The sequence below is a fragment of the Microbacterium sp. Z11_20 genome (assembly GCF_057197605.1).
The window spans coordinates 33908-53380 of the sequence record NZ_JBXVOQ010000002.1 but is presented as its reverse complement, the minus strand read 5'-3'; the positions used below and the strand labels follow the sequence as shown (position 1 = coordinate 53380).

Below are 19473 nucleotides of genomic sequence, written 5' to 3'. Positions count from 1 at the left end.
TCCGAAAAAGAGAGCACAGCACCTATCCCCCGGGAGTTTTCGTGACGTTGTTCCGCCTGGATGCCAGCATCCTTCCCTCGGCCTCAGCCAGCCGTTCCCTCGCCGACCTCGTCGAGCAGGAATGGACGTCGGCTCATCCCGACTCGGCGGTGACGCGCCGCGATCTCACCGCCGACCCCATCCGTCCCACCGCGTGGCCGGATGCCGTCATCGGAGCACAGCTTCCCGAGGACCAGCGCACCGACGCCCAGCGCGAGGCGCTCGCGCTGGGCGACCTTCTCGCGAACGAGCTCTTGGAAGCGGAGGCCCTCCTGTTCGCGGTGCCGCTCTACAACTACGGGCCGTCGCAGCACTTCAAGACCTGGTTCGATCTCGCCTACACCGTCCCGACGATCGACCCCTGGGGCACCGGTCTTCGCGGCAAGCCGGCGGTGCTCGTCACAGCGATGGGTGGGAACTACAGCCCGGGCAACCCCAGGGAGGGCTGGGATCACTCCACCCCGTGGCTCCGCCGCGTGTTCGAGGACGTGTGGGGACTCGATCTCCGCGTGGTTCAGCGCCCCCTCAGCCCCGTTTATCCGGCTACCGAGGCAGACGGCTTGACCGAGGTGGCCACCACCATCAAGACCGAAGCGGAGACCAGCGCCCGCCACCTGGGCCGGGAGTTGGCCGAGAGGCGGGGCAGCCGGCGCGCCGCCTGAATTCCGTGCGGCATGCCACCGGTCTCGTCCAGACCTTCGGGTCCACCCCGGCCCTCGCCGGGGTGGACCTCCGCATCGGCCGCGCGGAATCCGTGGCCGTCAGAGGGCCCGCAGAATGTCCTCCACCTTGGCCTTCGCGTCGCCGAAGAGCATCTGGGCGTTCTCGCGGAAGAACAGCGGGTTCTGCACCCCGGCGTACCCCGACGCCATCGAGCGCTTGAACACGATGACGTTGTCGGCCTCCCAGACCCGTAGCACCGGCATCCCCGCGATGGGGGAGGTGGGGTCCTCGGCGGCAGCCGGATTGACGGTGTCGTTCGCGCCGATGACGAGCACCACGTCGGTCCCGGCCAGGTCGTCGTTGATCTCGTCCATCTCGAGCACGATGTCGTACGGCACCTTCGCCTCGGCCAGCAGCACGTTCATGTGCCCCGGGAGCCGCCCGGCGACCGGATGGATGCCGAAGCGCACGTCGATGCCCCGCTCCCGCAGCCGCTGCACGAGATCGGCCACCGGGTACTGCGCCTGGGCGACGGCCATCCCGTAGCCCGGGGTGATCACGACGCGGCGGGCAGAGGTCAGCAGGTCGGCGACGGATGCCGCGTCGGTCTCCCGGTGATCGCCGTGCTCCTCCCCCGCGCCGGCGCGCGGGGCCTCGATCCCGAAGCCGCCGGCGATCACCGAGAGGAAGGAGCGGTTCATCGCCTTGCACATGATGTAGGACAGGTACGCACCCGAGGAACCGACGAGTGCGCCGGTGACGATGAGAAGGTCGTTGTTCAGCAGGAACCCGGCGGCTGCAGCGGCCCAGCCGGAGTAGCTGTTGAGCATCGACACCACCACCGGCATGTCGCCCCCGCCGATGGAGGCCACGAGGTGCCATCCGAGCGCGAGCGCCAGCACCGTGACGGCGACGAGCAGCCACAGCTCCGGCGTGATCACGTACCACGTCGTCAGCACCACGAACGCGACGAGGGCTCCCACGTTCAGGATGTTCTTCCCCGGCAGAAGCAGCGGCCTGGACGACATCCGCGCCGACAACTTGAGGAATGCCACGATCGATCCGGTGAAGGTCACGCCACCGATGAAGACGCCGATGAACACTTCGGCATGGTGGATGTCGCGGAGCGCTCCCTCCAGATGCGGTGCCTCGAGCGCTCCGTTCCAGCCCACGAGCACGGCGGCCAGGCCCACGAACGAGTGCAGCAGGGCGATGAGTTCCGGCATGCCGGTCATCTCCACCCGGCGCGCTCGCCAGAGTCCGATCGCCCCACCCACGAGCACGGCCACCACGAGCAGGACGAGACCGAAGAGGGCCTGCGGGTCGCCCCAGGCATCCTGCACCGTGACCCACACGGTCGCCACGAGGGCGAGGACCATGCCGGAGATGCCGAAGGTCACCCCGGCTCGCGCGCTTTCGTGGGTGCTGAGCCCGCGCAGGCTCAGGATGAACAGGATCGCCGCGACGATGTACGCCGCGGTCGCGAGGGATGCGGCGGTCATCGGTCGCCCTTCGAGAACATGGCGAGCATCCGCCGGGTGACGGCGAAGCCGCCGAAGATGTTGATCGAGGCCAGCAGCACCGCGATGGCGGCGAGGACCTGCACCGCGGGGTGGGGAACGGCCAGCTGCAGCATCGCGCCGACGACGATGATCCCCGAGATCGCGTTCGTGACGCTCATCAGCGGCGTGTGCAGCGCATGATGCACCTTCCCGATGACGTAGAAGCCGACCACGATGGACAGTACGAGCACGGTGATGTGCTGCGGCAGCGGGGCCGGGGCCACCGCGGCGAGAAGGAACAGCAGCGCGGCGCCCAGCACGACGAGCCCGCCCCGCCCGGCGGAGCCCAGAACCCGCTTCTTCGCGGGAGGCGCGCCCGGTGCCGGTGTCGCAGCATCCGGTTTCGGTGCAGCAGCGACGGCGACCGGTGGTGGCGGCCACGTCGACTCGCCGTCCCGCACGACCGTGATCGACCGCTGCACGACGTCGTCGAAGTCCAGGACGATCGCGCCATCCTTGCCGGGGGTCAGGAGGGTGACGAGGTTGACCAGGTTCGTCCCGAACAGCTGCGATGCCTGCGTCGGGAGGCGCGAGGCCAGGTCGGAGTAACCCAGGATGACGACGCCGTTGGGCGTCACCGTGCGCTGCCCGGCGACGGATCCTTCGACGTTGCCGCCCTGCGCAGCGGCCATGTCGACGATCACGCTGCCGGGTTTCATGAGCGCCACGTCGGCCGCCGTGAGCAGGCGCGGCGCCGGGCGCCCCGGGATGAGCGCGGTGGTGATGACGATGTCCACCTCGCGCGCCTGCGCCGTATACAGGGCAGCGGCTGCGGCGTCATAGGCCTCGCTCGTGGCCTTCGCGTAGCCGTCGGCCGACTCCATCACCTCGTCCACGACGACCGGGAGATACTCGCCCCCGATCGAGCGCACCTGGTCGGCCACCTCCGGACGCGGATCGGTGGCGCGCACGATCGCGCCGAGGCTGGATGCAGCGCCGATCGCCGCCAGCCCCGCCACACCGGCGCCGGCCACGAGCACGCGCGCCGGTGGCACTTTGCCCGCGGCCGTGACCTGCCCCGTGAAGAACCGCCCGAACTCGTGGGCCGCCTCGATGACCGCACGGTAGCCGGCGATGTTCGACATCGAACTGAGCACATCCATGGACTGCGCCCGGGAGATCCGCGGCACGGCGTCCAGCGCGAGCGCCGTGATGCCGCGGGTCTGCAGCGACTCGCGCACATCGGCGCGCAGCCACGGCGACAGGGTGGCGATGAGGGTGGCCCCGTCGGCGAGCAGGGCGACCTCGTCGAGAGCGGGCGGGTTGATCTTCAGGACGACCGGGCTGGCCCACGCCGTCGGCCGGTCGACGATGCGCGCACCCGCGTCGGTATACGCCGCGTCCGGAAACGACGACGCCGCTCCTGCTCCGGCTTCGACGACCACCTCGTAACCGAGCCCGATCAGCTTCACGACGGTCGCCGGCGTCGCGGCCACGCGGGTCTCCCCCGCGGCCTCGGCGACGATGCCCATACGCACCATGAATGCTCCCTCGCGCTCGTGTCTTCTGCGGGCGCGCAGCGCCCGGACCTCCTGAACACTATCGACGCGATCCGCCCGCGCCCGCCAGGTTTCCGGCCGCCGGAGGGAAGGAATCGCCGATTTTACGGATTCGAAAAGTGCACGCCGCGTGCTCCCCGCGCTGGCAGCCGGCTCCGCACCCCCACGCCCTCGCTCGGGCCGTGCGGAGAGTCGGCTCCCCACGCGCGCCACCCGCCGGAGCTGCCCGGAGGCGGCTTCGGCGGGTGGTGTCCTGCGATGCTGCGTGCGGTCAGAGGTCCCGCCGCCGGATCGCGACCGTAGCCGCGCCCAGGATGACGGCAACCCACGCGACGAGACCGGCCAGCGCTGCCAGCGGAGCCAGGGCGGCAGGAGTCGCTCCGATCGCGGCCTGGCTGAGGGTCAGCGGGAGCAGTTGCGCCCACACCGGCTGAGCGCCGCTCACCAGCGCCGCGATACCTTGCACCATCAGTTCGAGCACGACCACCCCGAGCATGATCAACACGCCCGCGAGCTGGTTGCGTGCCAGGACGCCGATCCCGAGCCCGACCAGGGCCAGCAGGGCGACGACCACCGCGCCCTGGGCCATCACTGCTGCGATATCGAGGATGCCGATCGACAACGTCGCCCCCGTCGCGGCCAGCGAGATCGACAGGGCGACGATGCTGACGATCGCGTAAGCGACACCCAGCACGAGGCCCGTGACGCCCATGGCGAGGGCCTTGGCCGCCAGGATGCGGCCGCGGCGGGGCTCGGCCAACGCGGTCGGGACGATGCCGCCGAACCGGTAGTCGGTCGTCCCGGCCAGCACTCCGAGAACCAGCACGGCGAGGGATGCGATGCCGAGGGATCCGCCGCCTTCGCTGGCGCCGAGCGGGCTCAACGCCGCCAGTTGCGCGGATGCCGTCCCGAGATCGAAGGCGGGCAGGTCGCCGCCGAGCGCGTCGGCTCCGGGTCCGATGGCGCCGCTGGCGAGCGCGGGCAACAGGATGACGAGCACGAGCTGCGTGCCGATCAGCCCGAGGATGCCCACGGCGAGCGCGACCTTGGTCGCTGCCGTGGTGCTCAGCTTGAGGAGTTCTCCGCGGAACATCAGCGCACCCCCGCCTTGGTCGCAGTGACGTCGAGGTAGAAGCGCTCGAGGTCGCCGCCGTGCGTGGCGACCAGGGACGACATGTCGCCCACGGCGACGACGTGTCCCTGTGCGATCACGACGAGGTCGTCGGCCACGAGGGCGACCTCGGACAGCACGTGCGAGGACAGCAGCACCGTTCCTCCCCCGTCCGCGAACCCGCGGATGTACTCCCGCAGCCAGTGCATGCCCTCCGGGTCGAGCCCGTTGGCGGGCTCGTCGAGAACCAGAACGTCCGGTTCGCCGAGGAGTGCCGCCGCGAGCGCCGTGCGCTGCCGCATCCCGAGCGAGTACCCCGACACGTGGCGACGCGCGGCGGAGGTGAGACCGACCTCTTCGAGTACGGCGTCGACGCGGTCCAGCGGCACCTGGATCTGGGACGCCGCGATCCGGAGGTGATCCCGGCCGCTTCGACCGGGATGCAGTCCGCCGCCGTCCAGGACCGCACCGACGGACCGGCCGGGGTGCGGCAGCGCCGAGTAGGGGTGCCCGTGGATCAGCGCCGACCCGGCGTCGGGTGAGACGAGGCCGAGGAGCATGCGGATGGTGGTGGTCTTGCCGGCACCGTTGGGTCCGAGAAGAGCGGTGACGCGGCCGCCGCGCACGTCGAAGGCGACGTCCTCCACGGCGATGTGCGCGCCGAAGCGCTTGGTCAGCCCGCGTACGGCGATGGCTGGAGTGGTGTTTTCGTCCATGCCCTCAGCCTTCTCACCCAGGCCACCGGGCACCCCCTCCCCAGGGACAGTCGACCCCTGTCCGACCGGACGGAAAGGCAGCCGGGGTCAGTTGGGCCCGGAACGACGCCGCGCCGTCCACAGCAGGTACCCGCTCAACGTCGTGACGACGGTGACGCCGGCGCCCAGCAGCGTGCTCTGCCGGGACTTCCACCGGGTATCTCCCGCGATGAGCTTGCCCACGGTGTTGATCACGGCGGCGGTGAGAACCCCGGCGACGAGCCGGTTTCCGATCCGCTCGGCCCGGGCGACGAGAGGCTCCAGCTCTGCCGCCCGCAGGTGCACCTGCAAACCGTTGCGGTCCAGGTCGTCGATCGCCCGCCGGAGGCGCGTGGGCAGCTCCAGCGCCAGGGCCCCGGCGTCGGCGGAGGCACGGGCAACACGGTTGGCGATGGCCGACGGTGCGAACCGCTCTCGCACCAGCCGCCGGGTGTACGGAGTGAGCACGGAGGTCAGGTCGAACTCCGGGTCGAGCTGGACGCCCATGCCCTCGACCATCATGAGGACCTTGAAGATCAGCGACACTTCGCGAGGGAGCTGCAGCTTCTGTTCCCGAAGCACGGCAAGGAGCTCACTGGCGAGGCGTGCGAACCCCACCTCGGTGAGCGAACGATCGGAGTACAGCGCGATGAACGAGGTCAACGCCTCACGGAAGGCATACCGGTCCACGTTGCCCCTGGTTACCGAGACCCCCTCCAGCGCGTCGGCCAGGCTATCGGGGTTGCGGAGGGTGAACGCGATGAGGAAGTCGGCGAACCGGTCGCGAAGTTCCTCCGTGATCTCGCCGACCATGCCGAAGTCGATGAGCGCGATGCGCCCGTCCGGGTGCACGAAGAGGTTCCCCGGGTGGGGGTCGGCGTGAAAGAAGCGGTGTTCGAAGATCATGCTCAGCACGATGTCGGCGCCGCTGAGCGCCAGAGCGCGCCGGTCGACACCGGCGGCGTCGAGGGCGGCGAGATCATTGATCTTGATGCCGGTCATCCGCTCGAGCGTGAGGACGCGCGACGTGGTTCTCTCCCAGAAGACCCGCGGGATCAGGACGTCGGGCCGGTCGGCGAACTGGGCGGCGAACCGCTCGGCGTTCTGCGCCTCGCGGTGGTAGTCCAACTCGGCCCGGAGGGTCCGCGAGAACTCCCGGACGATACCCCGGATGTCGTAGGCCCGCGCCGGCGCCCAGGCGCGGGCCGCGCGGGCAGCGAGGCCGTTGAGGATCTCCAGGTCTTCCTCCACCTGCCGCACGGCATCGGGTCGGCGCACCTTCACCACCACCGAGTCACCGTCCTCCAGCCTCGCGGCGTGAACCTGCCCGATCGATGCGGACGCCAGAGGAGCCCACTCGAACTCCGCGAACAGCTCCTCCGGTTCGGCGCCGAGCTCGTGCGTGATGATCTCCCGGACATCCGCGGCAGGCACCGGAGGCGCCGCATCCTGCAGCTTCGACAGCTCGATGATGTAGGCGGGCGGAAGCAGATCGGGTCGCGTGGAGAGCAGCTGGCCCAGCTTGATGAAGGTGGGGCCGAGCTCCTCGAGGGCGACGCGGACCCGCTGCGCCACCGTGTATGGCGGGGTGCTCGGGCGGGCCGCGTCGCCACCGCGTCGGGCGGGCACCCACCTGCTGACGCCGGTGGCTCCGGCCAGGAAGCCGAGCCCGTGCCGAGCCAGCGTGTCGGCGATTTCCTGATATCTGCTGAAGTGGGTCCTCACCTGCGCGCTGACCCGGTGCCGGGGAGGGACGGGAGGCAGGGGGAAGTCACCCTCGATTGCGCCATCGTGTCATTGTCGCGGACCCTCCTTTGCGCGGGCAAGGATACCCCGTGTGCCGCATCGGCGCTGCCGGTCATCGGCGCGGCTGCGCGAGGCGTAAAATCGGGATCTTGACGGAGCGGGCCAGATGGGCGCGTTCGACGGAGGTTTCGTGGCCGGAAATGCGACCACTCGCTTTGACAATGTCTCCCTGTTGTCGGTTGCGAGTACCCTGCCTGGGCGAGTGACGACATCCGAGGAGATCGAGGATCGTCTCGCCTCCGCGCTCCGGCGGCTCAGACTGCCCGGGGGTCTGCTCCAGCGGGTCGCCGGCGTGCTCGAGCGTCGGAACTGGGCCCCGGGCGAATCATCGGACGACGCGACGATCCAGGCGGGACGGCGAGCGCTGGACGAGGTCGGAGTCGACCCCGGCGATGTCGGGCTCCTGATCAACACGTCGGTGTCGCGGAAACATCTCGAGCCGTCCGTCGCGGTGCGCCTGCACCACGGACTGGGGCTGCCGAGTTCCGCCATCAACTTCGATGTCGCCAACGCGTGCCTCGGGTTCGTGAGCGGGATGAGCCTTGCCGCGAACATGATCCAGTCGGGTCAGATCCGCTATGCCATCGTCGTCAACGGCGAGGACGCCGACGAGATCCAGACCAACACGATCCGCCGGCTGTCGCATACGGATGTCGGCCGAGCGGGCTTCATGAGCGAGTTCGCCTCCCTGACGCTCGGGTCGGGCGCAGCGGCCGCGGTCCTCGGTCGCACCGACGAGCACCCCGGAGGTCACCGCATCCTCGGCGGAGTCACGCGGGCGGCGACGCAGTTCCACGAGCTGTGCGTCGGCAGCGTGGACGGCATGTTCACCGATGCGAAAGCGCTCCTGAAGGGCGGACTGGACCTCGTCGTCTCCGCCTGGAAGGAGGCGTCGGGGCCGTGGGACTGGTCGTCGATGGACCGGTACATCACCCACCAGGTGTCTTCCGTGCACACGAACGCGATCGTGAAAGCCGCGAAGCTCGACAGCGCTCGCGTGCCTGTGACCTTCCCGAAGTACGGAAACGTCGGCCCCGCCTCCATCCCCATCACCCTCGCCGAGGAGCAGAAGACGCTCGCCCGGGGCGACCGGGTGCTGCTGATGGGCGTCGGCTCCGGCCTCAACACCGCCATGATGGAGCTCGCCTGGTGAGTGGCGGCGCGACGCTTCCCCCGCCTGGTCTCCCCGGTCTCGATCCACGATTCAGCCGTATCGTCGCGGCCGCGGGAGCCGGCGTCGACGTCGGCACCACACGCGAGTGGCACTGCCTCGACACGGGCGCGGAACTGGTCCGCCTCGGCGTCCCGGTCACCGGCACCGTCCTCGCCGTGCACGGCAACCCGACGTGGTCCTACCTCTGGCGTGACCTCGTCACGCAGTCGGTGCGCGCGGCGGAGCGCGGAGAGCCCGCGTGGCGCGTCGTCGCTGTCGACCAGCTCGACATGGGGTTCTCCGAGCGCACGGGGGTGAGCCGCCCGCTGGCACAACGCGTCGCCGACCTCGGCGCCTTGACGTCGGCCCTCGCCCTGGAGACGCCGGTGGTCACGCTCGGCCACGATTGGGGTGGCGTGGTGGCGTCCGGCTGGGCGATCGACCACCCCGACTCCCTCGCCGGCGTGATGCTGCTCAACACGGCCGTGCACCATCCGCCCGAGGTGCCGATCCCGGCGCCCCTGCGGGTCGCCGGCGCTCGCGGGGTGCTCGCCACCTCGACCGTCGCCACGACGGCCTTCTTGGACACGACTCTCGCGCTCGCCTCGCCGGCACTGGATGCGGCGACCAGGCATGCGTACCGGGCGCCGTATGGTTCCGCGGCGCGGCGTCGCGCGATCGGCGACTTCGTCGCTGACATCCCCGTCGACGCACGTCACTCGAGTCATCCCGAACTGGAACGGATCGCCGCGGGGGTCGCCGGCCTCGCCGTGCCGGCGTTGCTCCTGTGGGGCCCCCAGGATCCGATCTTCAGCGACCGCTACCTCGACGACCTCCTCGATCGCCTGCCCCACGCGGCGGTGCACCGCTTCGAGGGGGCCGGCCACCTCCTCGCCGAGGATCGCCCGTACGCGGAGGCAGTGCTGACCTGGCTTCGCGAACAGGGCGACCTGCTTTCCGCCCCGGACGCGATCTCGCCGCGCCCGGACGAAGAGACCGCCCCGGCTGACGCCCCCGGCACGCCGTTCACCCCGATCTGGCACGGACTCGACGAACGACGAACCGACGATGAGACGGCCATCGTCGATATGTCCCCCACGCGGTCCGGCTCGATGAGCCGGGTGACCTGGCGGCAGCTGGATGATCGCGTCCGGCGCCTGGCCGCCGGCTTGCACCGCATCGGTGTGCGAAAGGGCGACCGCGTCTCCCTCCTGGTGCCGCCTGGACCGACCCTCTCGGCTGTGGTCTACGCGTGCCTCCGCATCGGGGCCGTCATCGTCGTCGCCGACGCCGGCCTCGGTGTCCGCGGCCTGACCCGCGCCGTCCGCGGATCGTGGCCCGACGTCGTCATCGGTGAGACCCTCGGTCTCACCGCCGCTCGTGCTCTGGGCTGGCCGGGAGTGCGGATCTCGGCGAGGAGGCTCCCGAAGGCAGCCGCCGCGGCGCTCGGTGTCCGCTACAGCCTGGGCGACATTCTGGCGAAAGGCACGGGCGAGCCCCTCCCCACGCCGCCAGGACCGGGCGACGATGCGGCGATCCTGTTCACCTCCGGGTCCACCGGCCCCGCGAAAGGCGTCGCCTACACGCATGGGCAACTCGCCGCGCTCCGCGACGTGCTCGCCGACCATTTCGGGGTGACGAAGCAGACCGGTCTCGTCACGGGGTTCGCGCCGTTCGCCCTGCTGGGCCCGGCGCTGGGAACCCGCTCCGTCACGCCGGAGATGGATGTCTCATCGCCCCGGACGCTCACCGCGACGGCGGTAGCCGCCGCGGTACGCGAGTCCGACGCGGGCATCGTGTTCCTCTCCCCCGCTGCCGTCCTCAACGTGGTGGCGACGGCCGATGCGCTCACCCCGGAAGACCGCGCTGCTCTGGCGCGCGTCCACACGTTCCTCTCCACGGGCGCGCCGATCAGCGCGCGACTGCTCGAATCGGCCGCAGAGCTGATGCCGAATGCGACGCCGCACACGCCGTACGGGATGACGGAGTGCCTTCTCGTCACCGATGTGACGCTCGACGGGGTGCGGGAAGCGGCAGCCGCCCCGGATGCGGGCGTGTGTGTGGGCCTGCCGATCGGCGCCAACCGCGTGCTGGTGAGTGCGCTCGACGCGGACGGCCGCGCAACGGGGACCCCCACGGCCGAACCGGGGGTGCTCGGCGAGATCGTCGTTTCGGCGCCCCACCTGAAGGATCACTACGACCGGCTGTGGCTCACCGACCGGGAATCCGCTCGCGGCACGGCCGGACTCGACCCCGTCGAGCCGGGCGCGCGCTGGCACCGCACCGGAGACGTGGGCCATCTGGATGCGCGCGGGCGCCTGTGGGTCGAGGGGCGGATGCCGCACGTTCTCGTCACCGCGGAGGGCCCGCTCGCCCCGGTCGGACCCGAGCAGGAAGTGGAACGCGTCGATGCCGTGCGCCGCGCGGCCGTCGTCGGCGTCGGACCGCAGGGGCTCCGCCAAGCAGTCGCGGTGGTCGAGACGCTCCCCCCGACGCCCCGGGCGGGCCTCGCCGACCCACGCCTCACAGCCGACGTGCGCGCGAGCACCCGCATCCCGTTGGTCGCGGTCCTCGCCGTCCCGCGGCTCCCCACCGACATCCGTCACAACTCCAAGATCGACCGCTCGAAACTCTCCGCGTGGGCCGAGCGCATCCTCGCCGGCGGAAGGCCGGTGTCGCCATGATCGTCCTCGTCACCGGGGCGTCGGGTTTCCTCGGACGCGCGGTAGCCGCGGAACTCGTCGCCGCCGGCAACCGCGTCCGCACCCTGCAGCGGCGGCCGTCCGGTGTCGACGGAGCGACCGACATCCTCGGCTCGATCACCGCCCCGGCCGATGTGTCACGGGCAATGGACGGTGTCGAGGGCGTCGTCCATCTGGCCGCGAAGGTGTCGCTCGCAGGCGCGAGCGATGACTTCCGCGACGTCAACGTGGGGGGGACGCGTTCGCTCCTGGACGCGGCGGAGCGCGCCGGGGCGACCAGGTTCGTGCAGGTCTCCTCCCCCTCGGTCGCCTACGCCGGCGCCGCACTCGCCGGGGTCGGTGCAGAACCGGCCGACCCGGCCCGCGCGCGCGGAGACTACGCGCGCACGAAGGCCGAGGCCGAGCTGATCGCGCTGGGACGGGATTCCCCGTCGATGCGTGTCGTGGCCGTCCGCCCGCACCTGGTGTGGGGACCGGGCGACACGCAGCTGATCGCACGGATCGTCGAGCGGGCGCGCGCCGGGCGGCTGCCGCTCCTCAACGGGGGAACCGCCCTCATCGACACCACCTATATCCACAACGCCGCCAGCGGGATCGCCGCCGCCCTCGAGCGGGCGGAGGAGGGCGGGGGCCGCGCCTACGTCCTCACCAACGGTGAGCCGAGACCGGTCGGCGACCTCCTGGCGGGCATCTGCCTCGCCGCAGGCGTACGACCTCCGCGGTGGAGCATCCCGGCAGCGCTCGGTCGTGCCGCGGGGTCGGTGATCGAACGGGTGTGGGCGGTCAAGCCCGGTGCGGACGAGCCCCCCATGACGCGGTTCCTCGCGGAGCAGCTGTCGACCGCGCACTGGTTCGACCAGCGCGACACCCGCCAGGCCCTCGCCTGGTCGCCGACCGTGTCGATCGACGAGGGGCTTCGCCGCCTCGCGGCCAGCTACGCGAGCTGATTCCGGAACGAGGTCGTCGCCGCCGACCCGATCCACCCGCTGCGCTGACGCGACGCGAGAGCGTCAGACGCGGCGGGTGGCACCGACCGGACTCAGCGGAGCAGCTGCGCCGCCCCGTGCGGACGCCGGGATGCGTCGTCCTCGCGGAGGTTGATCTCCGTGATGGAGTTGCCGGTGGGAGACAGCCACGAGGTGTGCCGCAGCGCCACCTCCGGGTCGTGGCCCGGGATGATCCGGCTGGTCTCCCCCTGCAGCTCCTTCTGGAGCGTCTGGTACAGGCTGATGAGGTTGAAGGTGTTGCCCTGCACGTAGCCGGGGGCCCACATCCCCTCGATGTTGGAGTACCAGTACACGGTGTCTCCGGCGGCGACGAACGGTCCGTTGCGGGTCTGGATCTTGAACCACTGCGATCCGAAGGTGTGGGAGTCCCGCGCGAGGCGAGCCGTCACACCGGGGAGGAGTTCCTGGTCACCGTGCACGAAGCGGATGCGTCCGTCGGCGATGCCCTGTGCGGCCTTGGCGAGGTCGGTGGGGTCGAAGGAGGAGAAGATCCACGCCTTCTGCTGCTCGGTCGACATGTTGTTCGCCATGTCGACGGCGGAGGACCATCCGGTGAATTCCTCGTACTGGACGTACAGCTGGGCGTTCGGGAACGCTTCGAAGTTGCCCATGTGATCGAAGTGCATGTGCGACACCAGGATGACGTCGACATCCTCGGGCGTGATCCCCACCTGCGCGAGAACCTGGGTCGGGCTTTCCCAGTTCGAGAATGCGTAGCGGTCGAGCCAGTAGTCGTTGCGGAAGCCGCAGTCCACGAGCGCGACATGCCGCTTGCCGCCGACCTCCCCGCCGATGATGAGCGTGTACAGCATGGGGATGCGGACGATGCCCGCGTTGCTGAAGATCCCCGAGCCCCCGAAGAAGTCGTGCGGCATGTCCGCATGACAGAATTCGAGCGACCAGATCGAGTAATCCGTGTCGGCGGTGACCGGGAACTTCGTTGAACCTGTGATGCTCATGACACTCCTTTGTCGTCGTGTGGTGCCGTGCAGGACGGCGTCGCGCGGGCGCGCTGGGTGGCGTGACGCCGCGGACACGTCGGTCGCGGCGTCACGCCTTCAGGTCTGGCGACGTCAGACTGCGGCGATGGCGTCGATCTCGATCGTCGCGCCGTTGTAGAGCGAGTACACGCCGATGACGGTGCTGGCCGAGGGCTCGGGTGCCTGCACGATCCGGTCGCGCGTCCGGCGCCAGGTGACCAGCTTCTCCTGGTCGAGGTGGGTGATGTAGACGTTCACGCGGACCACGTCCTCGTATGACGCCCCCGCGGCCGTCAGCGCGCGCTCCAGTTCGCCGTAGGTGAGTTCGATCGCGCGCTCGAAGCTGTCCGGGACGGAGCCGTCGGCTTCGAAGCCCACCTGTCCCGAGATGAACACGAGGTCGCCGCTCTTCACGCGGGTGCTGTCGGAGATTCCCGGCACGGTCGGCGAAGCGGTGCGGGTGATGCGGTCGTTGGTCATGATTTCCTCCCGGGGCTTTGTTTCACTGTGGCGGACGACATCGGGATGATCCCCTCAGTCGTCCCGCCCGTATACGACGTAATAAGGGACAACGGCTCTGGGCAGCTCGGACTTGTCGTTCAAGACGAACCACTTGCGGTCGTGGTAGACGAGCGGCCGCGGCTCGCCGGCCTCATCGGCGATCGGCTTGGACTGGATGGCCTCCACGACGATCAGCGTCGAGCCGTGCACGTCGACGCGGTCGATCACCCGACCGCGCAGCCAGGCGTTGGCGTTCGGGTAGTACGGCTCGCCGGTGGGAAGCCTCCCCCATTCGACATCGTCTCCGAAGCGCTCGACTCCGCTCCGCGCGCCCAGCTTGGCCAGCTCGAGCTGGTCGGAGGCCAGGAGGTGCACCACGACGGTCTCGGCGCGACGGATGCTCGGCGTGCTCGACGATCTCGCCGACGCGGAGAACACGAGCGTCGGCGGATCGATCGACACGGATGCCACCGAACTGACCGTCATCGCGACCGGGCCGTCGCCCGCGTCGGCGGTGACGATCGCGACGCCCGCCGGGTGATGCCGGAACGCGTGCTTGAACTCATCCGCCGATACGCACGGGTCGGAATTCGTCCCGGTCATGTCGTGTCCCTCCTCGTATCGCCGATCCTCAGACGATGGGGAGCACGAATCGTGCGTCGTCCTCCCGGCCGAACAGCGTCTTGCCGTAGGCCTCGAAGCCGCTCGCGGCAAGGGTGTGGCCGTGGCGACTCGCGGTGGCCTGGTCGCGCCATACCCGCTGCAACGAGGCGGACTCCGCGAAACCGGCCGAGCCGTGCGCGGTCATCAGGTCGTGGATCATCGTGGTGATGGTCTCCACGACCCAGCCCGCCTTGGCCCGCATCTCGATGCGCTCCGCGTACGGCGCGTAGGAGCCGTCCTCAGCGCCCCGGTAGATGCGATCGGCGATGTCGCGGGCGACGAGCTCGGTGGCATCGAGCTGCACGGCAGCCTTCGCGATCGCGCTCTGGAACACGGCCGAATCCGACTGCTTCGCGTACCCGGTGTAGGCGATCGCCTTGCTGTCGGCCTTGGAGATCACATAATCCAGCGCCGCGCGCCCCATCCCGAGGTGGGGGCCGATGAGCTTCATGAACAACGACGGCACGAACACCGTCTGGTAGGTCAACTCCTCGTTCTCGCTGAGGTAGTCGCCTTCGACCGCGGCCGTCAACGGGAAGATCCGGTGCTCGGGAACGAACACGTCCTCGGCGATCTGCATGACACTGGCGGTGGACTTCATCCCCGCGACATACCAGTTGTCCTCGACACCCAGCTCCGACGTCGGGATGAGAGCAAGACCTGCGTCCACCACCTCACCCGCGTCGTTCTTCAGCGGAACACCCAGCAGCGACCAGTCCGCGTTCACGCTGCCCGTGCCGTAGCCCCACTTGCCCGTGACCCGGTGGCCGCCCTCCACGCGCTCGGTGTCCGAGGTGGTGGCCAGCACGATCGAAATGAACGAGTCCAGGCCCTTCTCGGTACCCCACACGTCCTGCTGCGCACGCTCGTCCATCAGGGAGACGACCCACGCCCCGGAATCGAGGATGCCGTGCACCCACGCGATGCTGCCATCGCCGCGACCGATCGCGCGGGCGACCGCGTGGCACTCGGCCGTGTTCGCCGCGAGTCCCCCGAATTTGGTCGGCGCCGAGATGCTGAACGCACCGGTCGCAGCCACCGCGTCGAAGTTCTCCTGCGGGATGCGGCGCGCGGAATCGGCCTCACGGCCGCTCGCAATCAGAGTCGGGCGCAACTGGTCGAGCTGCTCGACGATCGCCGTGACCTCGGGACGGAGAGGGGTGACTGCCATGTGGGACTCCAGTGTCGGTTCGAGAGCGGGGGCGGCTCCCGCCCAGTGTTAACCTCAGCGTGACAGCGAGCGTTCAGATTGTCAACGTATGGTGAACAGTGGCGTCCACGTAGACCCGGGCAGCCCGGCTCAGTCCAGGTGATCGAAGCGGCGGAGCACGTCGAAGGCACCGGAAAGCGGCCCCTGGCGGCGGACGATCTCGGCGACTGGCTGGGGATCGAGCTGGGCCGTTCGACGTCCCATGACGAACCACACCCCGCGTGCATCGACCGAGCCGCGGTTGCTATAGGCGTGCGGCCTGGCGGATTCGAACTGCAGCGAATCCCCCGGCCCGAGGACGTACTCGTCGAAGTCCAGCTGCAGCGTCAGTTCACCCTCGAGGATGTACGCGTGCTCGAACCCCGAGTGACGGGTGAGCTTGCCACCCGCGGAGCTCGAGGCGCCGGGCCGGTAGGTCACCAGCAGGGCGTCCGCCCGCCCATCCGGGCTGCTCGCGAGGCGCTCCCAACGCACCCCGTCCTCCATCTCGATTGCGGGGTTCTCGCTCGAGCGCTGCACCTCCGGAGCCACCGCAGCAGAAGCGGGCGGAGTCGGATCGGCCGGGGGCGGTTCCTGATCGGCCAGGCCGAGCAGCTGGTCCGCCGAGGCTCCGAGGAAGCCCGCCAGCGAATACAGGATGGCCACCGAAGGGCGGCTCTTCCCCGTCTCCACCTGCGAGATCAGGCTGGGTGAGACGCCGAGTTCGGACGCGACCTTCCGCAGGCTGATGCCCTGGGATTGCCGGATGTGGCGAATGCGCGCACCGATGTTCTCTGCTGTGGACATGCTCGCTCCCGGATACCGTTCGGACAGCCTAGCAACCCCCCATCCCGGGCGTTCACAAATACTTAACACTTACCTCCCCCAGTCCCGATAGCATCGGCCGGAGGCGCGATGATCGCGCCCCGGATGATCGAGGAGGATCACCATGGGACCATCGGGCGATCGACAGGCGAACAGCGACGTGCTGGCCGATTCCCAGCGGGCGCGGGCGGCGACGACGATCATCCTCGAGCCGAGCTGGACTCTGGTGCACCGCGACGGTGACGTCGAACTGGCGGCCGATCACAGCGTCGTCGTGGAAGACGGCAGGATCGCGCGGATCGTGGAGGGCCGGGTCGCCGGCAACGACGTCCGCATCGACATGACCGGTCAGCTGCTCATCCCGGGGATGATCTCCGCTCACACGCACGTCGCCCTCGGATCGCCCACACGCGGCGTGATCGAGGGTGGCCGCTCCTACGCCGTGCCGGCCGTGATGCTGGAGCAACTATCCCGCGACGACGTGGACGCCCTGACCGCGTACAACCTCGCCGAGATCCTCCGCGGAGGCTGCACCACGCAGCTCGAGCAGTCGCTGTCACTGGAACATGCCCAGTCCTATGTGCGGGTCGCGCAGAACTGGGGCGTCCGTGGCTACCCGTCCGGGATGCTCCCCACCTTCTCCCGGATGCTGCCGGTGTGGTTCGCCCCGGAGGACCGCCTGGTGGCCGAGTCCGAGTCGGCCACGCTCGCCGAGATCGCAGCCTTCCTCGAGTGGGCTCGATCGGTGCGCGGCTCGGAGGGTGACCGCATCCAGCCGATGGTGGCGCCCCACGGCCCGGAGACGGCCACTCCTGCAACCCTCGACGCGATCGCGGCAGTCGCCCGGGAGCTCGGCACCGGCATCCACACCCACCTCGCGACGCTGCCCTCGGACGCGGAGCGTATGCGCCGGATGTGGGGCAAGGCGCCGGTGCAGTGGGTGGACGATCACGGCTGGTACGACGTGCCGTTCTTCGGCGCCCACATGGGCGGCTGGGACCCCGAGGCCGACTCGCCCTTCCTGGCGACGAAGGAGAACTTCACCTTCGTGCACTGCCCGTCGGGCGCAGGAGCCGGCTCCGGCGAGGGGCGCCAGCCGTTCATCGAGGCGCTCGGCGCCGGCATCAACGTGGCCGTCGGACTGGACACCCACTCCAACGACCTCCTGGAGAACGCCAAGCTCGCAGTGCTCTACGGCCGGCTGCGCTACGACATCATCGGGGCCTCCAGCCCGGTGCCGGTGAAGCGACCGACAGTGTGGGACATGATCAAGTCGGTCACGCTGAACCCCGCGATCGGCCTGCGGCGCGACGACCTCGGCCGCATCGAGGTGGGAGCGTTGGCCGACCTGACATCGATCGACGTCTCGGGACTGCTGGTCGGCGGCGGCGCCCCGGGCCCGGAGCCCCTGAACAATCTGCTGTACGCCAACGGCCGCATGGTGCGGAACGTCATGACTCAGGGCGTCCTGCAGGTGAGCGAGGGTCACCTGGTGGTGGATGACGAGGCGGGGGTCATCCGCCGCGGAGGCGAGGTCGTGACCGGCATCTGGGACCAGCTGGCCGCCGACGGCTGGTTCACGCCCACCGACCGCTAGCGTCGAGGCGCGCGTGCATCCGCGCGCGCCTGGGCGTCCTCGTCCACCGCTGCGTGTCGCCGCCCGCTGCGCAGCAGGACGGCGGCCACGGCGAGCGCAGAGCCCGACGCGATCACGATTCCGGCGGCGAGCACCCCGCCGCTCGGGCGGATGATGGACTGCCCGATCAGGGCCTGCACCGTGAGGTTGGCAAGAGCGGCCGAGAACGCGATGACGACGATCACGAGCACCCGGTAGCGCGCCCGGGGGGTGGACAGCGGCGCGAAGCGCCGTCCGAGGAGCTCCATCGCGAGAAGCGCGAGGGGGATCGCCTGCAGCGCGTGCATCCCGACGAAGTGGGGGATGCGGAGATCGCCGCCGACGGTGCTCCAGCCGAGGAACGGGAGCCCGGGTCCGTCGTCCGGAACGCCGACCGCGTGGGCGCCGACGATTCCCTGGAAGTCGGCGATCTGGCTCGCGGTGGGGAAGACCATCAGAAAAGCCAGGCCCATGCCGATCAGCGCGAGGATCACTCCGGCTCGCGCGGCAAGCGTGCGGGCCGGATCGGTGCCCGGGTTGCGGACGATGGCGACGGCGATCAGCAGCGTCATCACCCACACCAGCACGATCGAGGCTGCCATGACGCCCCAGACCACGGTGTGCAGCGGAGTGGTGATGTTGAAGTGGCTCGATTGCGCGAACGCCGCCAGCGTGAAGATGAGCACGATCTCCGTGGACAACCCGATGGCGACCCAGGTTCCTGCCCGGTCGGCGATCCGGCGTCCCTGCCGGATCTGTCCGATGAACCACGCCAGCGTGAGGGTGTAGATCGCGCCGGAGACGGCGAACTTCAGCGGCTTCAACCACACCCCCGCGCCGGTCACCTCCCGTGGATCCACGGCGGCCATCACGGCGGCGCCGATCGCGAACGCCACCATCGTGATGGCGAACACCAGCAGCGGCCGATGCCAGTGGTCTAGCTTCGGCAGCGGTTCCACGACGGTGGTCATCCGGAGACGCCGCGGATGATGAGACCGATGCCGGCGGCGAGCACCCCGATCGTGAGCACGATCGCGCCGATCCACAGCAGCACGATGGCACGGTTGGGGCGCACCGGATCCTTGCCGATGACCGAGACGAAGAACCCCGTCGGCATCAGGATGGCCGCGACGAACACGCCGAGGGAGACCGTCGCGAACGGCTCGGGGACGTCGTTGGCCTGCACGATCACCATCGTGAGCAGACCGAGGATGACGAGCACCGCCGCGTGGGCGTGCCCGGCCCGGAAGAACGACTTCTGCAGGTCGTTGGCCGGGAACCGTCCGGTGACCGCGGTGAAGACGAAGCGGCCGCCGTAGGCGATTCCGATGACGCTGAGAAGGATGACTCCGGCGATGACCTGGTGGACGCTGTCGAGCATGGCAGTTCCTCTCTGCGGCGCTCAACCCGTGTGTGGCCGAGGG

At 69.8% G+C, this 19473-nt stretch carries 17 protein-coding genes; 5 read left to right on the top strand and 12 right to left on the bottom strand.

The window, feature by feature from the left end:
- Positions 1-41 precede the first annotated feature (41 nt).
- Entirely contained in the window at positions 42-701 is a 660-nt protein-coding gene (locus AC2DFQ_RS05190) for an FMN-dependent NADH-azoreductase (RefSeq protein ID WP_484533158.1), read from the top strand.
- Between the two features lie 99 nt (positions 702-800).
- Here the strand turns inward: AC2DFQ_RS05190 and pntB are convergent, their stop codons facing one another.
- From pntB to AC2DFQ_RS05165, 5 genes are all read right to left on the bottom strand, one after another.
- Positions 801-2204 (bottom strand): Re/Si-specific NAD(P)(+) transhydrogenase subunit beta, encoded by a 1404-nt coding sequence (gene pntB, locus AC2DFQ_RS05185; protein ID WP_484533157.1) that lies wholly within the window; start codon positions 2202-2204, stop codon positions 801-803.
- A complete protein-coding gene (locus AC2DFQ_RS05180) occupies positions 2201-3745 on the bottom strand; it encodes a Re/Si-specific NAD(P)(+) transhydrogenase subunit alpha (RefSeq protein WP_484533156.1) in 1545 nt (514 codons plus the stop codon). The genes pntB and AC2DFQ_RS05180 overlap by 4 nt, the downstream gene beginning before the upstream one ends.
- A 289-nt stretch (positions 3746-4034) precedes the next feature.
- Entirely contained in the window at positions 4035-4856 is an 822-nt protein-coding gene (locus tag AC2DFQ_RS05175; protein WP_484508125.1) for a hypothetical protein, read from the bottom strand.
- On the bottom strand, positions 4856-5590 hold the full coding sequence (locus tag AC2DFQ_RS05170) for an ABC transporter ATP-binding protein (protein WP_484508124.1): 735 nt from the start codon (positions 5588-5590) through the stop codon (positions 4856-4858). The genes AC2DFQ_RS05175 and AC2DFQ_RS05170 overlap by 1 nt, the downstream gene beginning before the upstream one ends.
- Before the next feature lie 87 nt (positions 5591-5677).
- A complete protein-coding gene (locus tag AC2DFQ_RS05165; RefSeq protein ID WP_484533155.1) occupies positions 5678-7333 on the bottom strand; it encodes an ABC1 kinase family protein in 1656 nt (551 codons plus the stop codon).
- Positions 7334-7520: 187 nt separating this feature from the next.
- On the opposite strand from AC2DFQ_RS05165, the gene AC2DFQ_RS05160 reads away from it, so the two are divergent.
- The 3 genes from AC2DFQ_RS05160 to AC2DFQ_RS05150 are packed head-to-tail and all read left to right on the top strand — an operon-like array spanning position 7521 to position 12216.
- Complete coding sequence (locus tag AC2DFQ_RS05160) at positions 7521-8567, top strand: 3-oxoacyl-ACP synthase III (protein ID WP_484508122.1); 1047 nt, start codon at positions 7521-7523, stop codon at positions 8565-8567.
- Positions 8561-11251 (top strand): alpha/beta fold hydrolase, encoded by a 2691-nt coding sequence (locus tag AC2DFQ_RS05155; protein WP_484533538.1) that lies wholly within the window; start codon positions 8561-8563, stop codon positions 11249-11251. Before AC2DFQ_RS05160 ends, AC2DFQ_RS05155 begins: the two co-directional genes overlap by 7 nt.
- Complete coding sequence (locus AC2DFQ_RS05150) at positions 11248-12216, top strand: NAD-dependent epimerase/dehydratase family protein (RefSeq protein WP_484533537.1); 969 nt, start codon at positions 11248-11250, stop codon at positions 12214-12216. The genes AC2DFQ_RS05155 and AC2DFQ_RS05150 overlap by 4 nt, the downstream gene beginning before the upstream one ends.
- A gap of 92 nt (positions 12217-12308) precedes the next feature.
- Here the strand turns inward: AC2DFQ_RS05150 and AC2DFQ_RS05145 are convergent, their stop codons facing one another.
- The 5 genes from AC2DFQ_RS05145 to AC2DFQ_RS05125 all read right to left on the bottom strand — a co-directional run bounded on the left by AC2DFQ_RS05145 (position 12309) and on the right by AC2DFQ_RS05125 (position 16416).
- A complete protein-coding gene (locus AC2DFQ_RS05145) occupies positions 12309-13235 on the bottom strand; it encodes an N-acyl homoserine lactonase family protein (RefSeq protein WP_484508120.1) in 927 nt (308 codons plus the stop codon).
- Positions 13236-13349: 114 nt separating this feature from the next.
- Complete coding sequence (locus tag AC2DFQ_RS05140) at positions 13350-13736, bottom strand: RidA family protein (RefSeq protein WP_484508119.1); 387 nt, start codon at positions 13734-13736, stop codon at positions 13350-13352.
- 54 nt (positions 13737-13790) lie between these two features.
- On the bottom strand, positions 13791-14360 hold the full coding sequence (locus AC2DFQ_RS05135) for a flavin reductase family protein (RefSeq protein WP_484533154.1): 570 nt from the start codon (positions 14358-14360) through the stop codon (positions 13791-13793).
- Positions 14361-14388: 28 nt separating this feature from the next.
- Positions 14389-15591 carry an acyl-CoA dehydrogenase family protein gene (locus tag AC2DFQ_RS05130; RefSeq protein ID WP_484508117.1) on the bottom strand — a complete coding sequence of 401 codons (1203 nt, stop codon included), beginning with the start codon at positions 15589-15591 and terminating at the stop codon, positions 14389-14391.
- A 129-nt stretch (positions 15592-15720) separates the two neighbouring features.
- Positions 15721-16416, bottom strand: coding sequence for a helix-turn-helix domain-containing protein (locus AC2DFQ_RS05125; protein ID WP_484508116.1), 696 nt, complete (start codon positions 16414-16416; stop codon positions 15721-15723).
- A 142-nt stretch (positions 16417-16558) separates the two neighbouring features.
- Here AC2DFQ_RS05125 and AC2DFQ_RS05120 point away from each other — a divergent pair, with 142 nt between their 5' ends.
- A complete protein-coding gene (locus tag AC2DFQ_RS05120; protein ID WP_484533153.1) occupies positions 16559-18031 on the top strand; it encodes an amidohydrolase family protein in 1473 nt (490 codons plus the stop codon).
- On the opposite strand, the gene AC2DFQ_RS05115 is transcribed toward AC2DFQ_RS05120, so the two are convergent.
- Both AC2DFQ_RS05115 and AC2DFQ_RS05110 read right to left on the bottom strand, forming a co-directional pair.
- Positions 18028-19020: a hypothetical protein gene (locus AC2DFQ_RS05115; protein ID WP_484533152.1), complete on the bottom strand. Its 993-nt coding sequence runs from the start codon at positions 19018-19020 to the stop codon at positions 18028-18030. The two genes, AC2DFQ_RS05120 and AC2DFQ_RS05115, sit on opposite strands and share 4 nt — an antisense overlap.
- On the bottom strand, positions 19017-19430 hold the full coding sequence (locus AC2DFQ_RS05110) for a hypothetical protein (RefSeq protein ID WP_484508113.1): 414 nt from the start codon (positions 19428-19430) through the stop codon (positions 19017-19019). Before AC2DFQ_RS05110 ends, AC2DFQ_RS05115 begins: the two co-directional genes overlap by 4 nt.
- Positions 19431-19473: the final 43 nt, after the last annotated feature.

Coding starts and splice junctions, on each gene's coding strand:
- pntB (WP_484533157.1), bottom strand. CDS start 2,204: ATGACCGCCGCATCCCTCGCGACCGCGGCGTACATCGTCGCGGCGATC.
- AC2DFQ_RS05180 (WP_484533156.1), bottom strand. CDS start 3,745: ATGGTGCGTATGGGCATCGTCGCCGAGGCCGCGGGGGAGACCCGCGTG.
- AC2DFQ_RS05175 (WP_484508125.1), bottom strand. CDS start 4,856: ATGTTCCGCGGAGAACTCCTCAAGCTGAGCACCACGGCAGCGACCAAG.
- AC2DFQ_RS05170 (WP_484508124.1), bottom strand. CDS start 5,590: ATGGACGAAAACACCACTCCAGCCATCGCCGTACGCGGGCTGACCAAG.
- AC2DFQ_RS05160 (WP_484508122.1), top strand. CDS start 7,521: ATGGGCGCGTTCGACGGAGGTTTCGTGGCCGGAAATGCGACCACTCGC.
- AC2DFQ_RS05150 (WP_484533537.1), top strand. CDS start 11,248: ATGATCGTCCTCGTCACCGGGGCGTCGGGTTTCCTCGGACGCGCGGTA.
- AC2DFQ_RS05145 (WP_484508120.1), bottom strand. CDS start 13,235: ATGAGCATCACAGGTTCAACGAAGTTCCCGGTCACCGCCGACACGGAT.
- AC2DFQ_RS05140 (WP_484508119.1), bottom strand. CDS start 13,736: ATGACCAACGACCGCATCACCCGCACCGCTTCGCCGACCGTGCCGGGA.
- AC2DFQ_RS05135 (WP_484533154.1), bottom strand. CDS start 14,360: ATGACCGGGACGAATTCCGACCCGTGCGTATCGGCGGATGAGTTCAAG.
- AC2DFQ_RS05130 (WP_484508117.1), bottom strand. CDS start 15,591: ATGGCAGTCACCCCTCTCCGTCCCGAGGTCACGGCGATCGTCGAGCAG.
- AC2DFQ_RS05125 (WP_484508116.1), bottom strand. CDS start 16,416: ATGTCCACAGCAGAGAACATCGGTGCGCGCATTCGCCACATCCGGCAA.
- AC2DFQ_RS05120 (WP_484533153.1), top strand. CDS start 16,559: ATGGGACCATCGGGCGATCGACAGGCGAACAGCGACGTGCTGGCCGAT.
- AC2DFQ_RS05115 (WP_484533152.1), bottom strand. CDS start 19,020: ATGACCACCGTCGTGGAACCGCTGCCGAAGCTAGACCACTGGCATCGG.
- AC2DFQ_RS05110 (WP_484508113.1), bottom strand. CDS start 19,430: ATGCTCGACAGCGTCCACCAGGTCATCGCCGGAGTCATCCTTCTCAGC.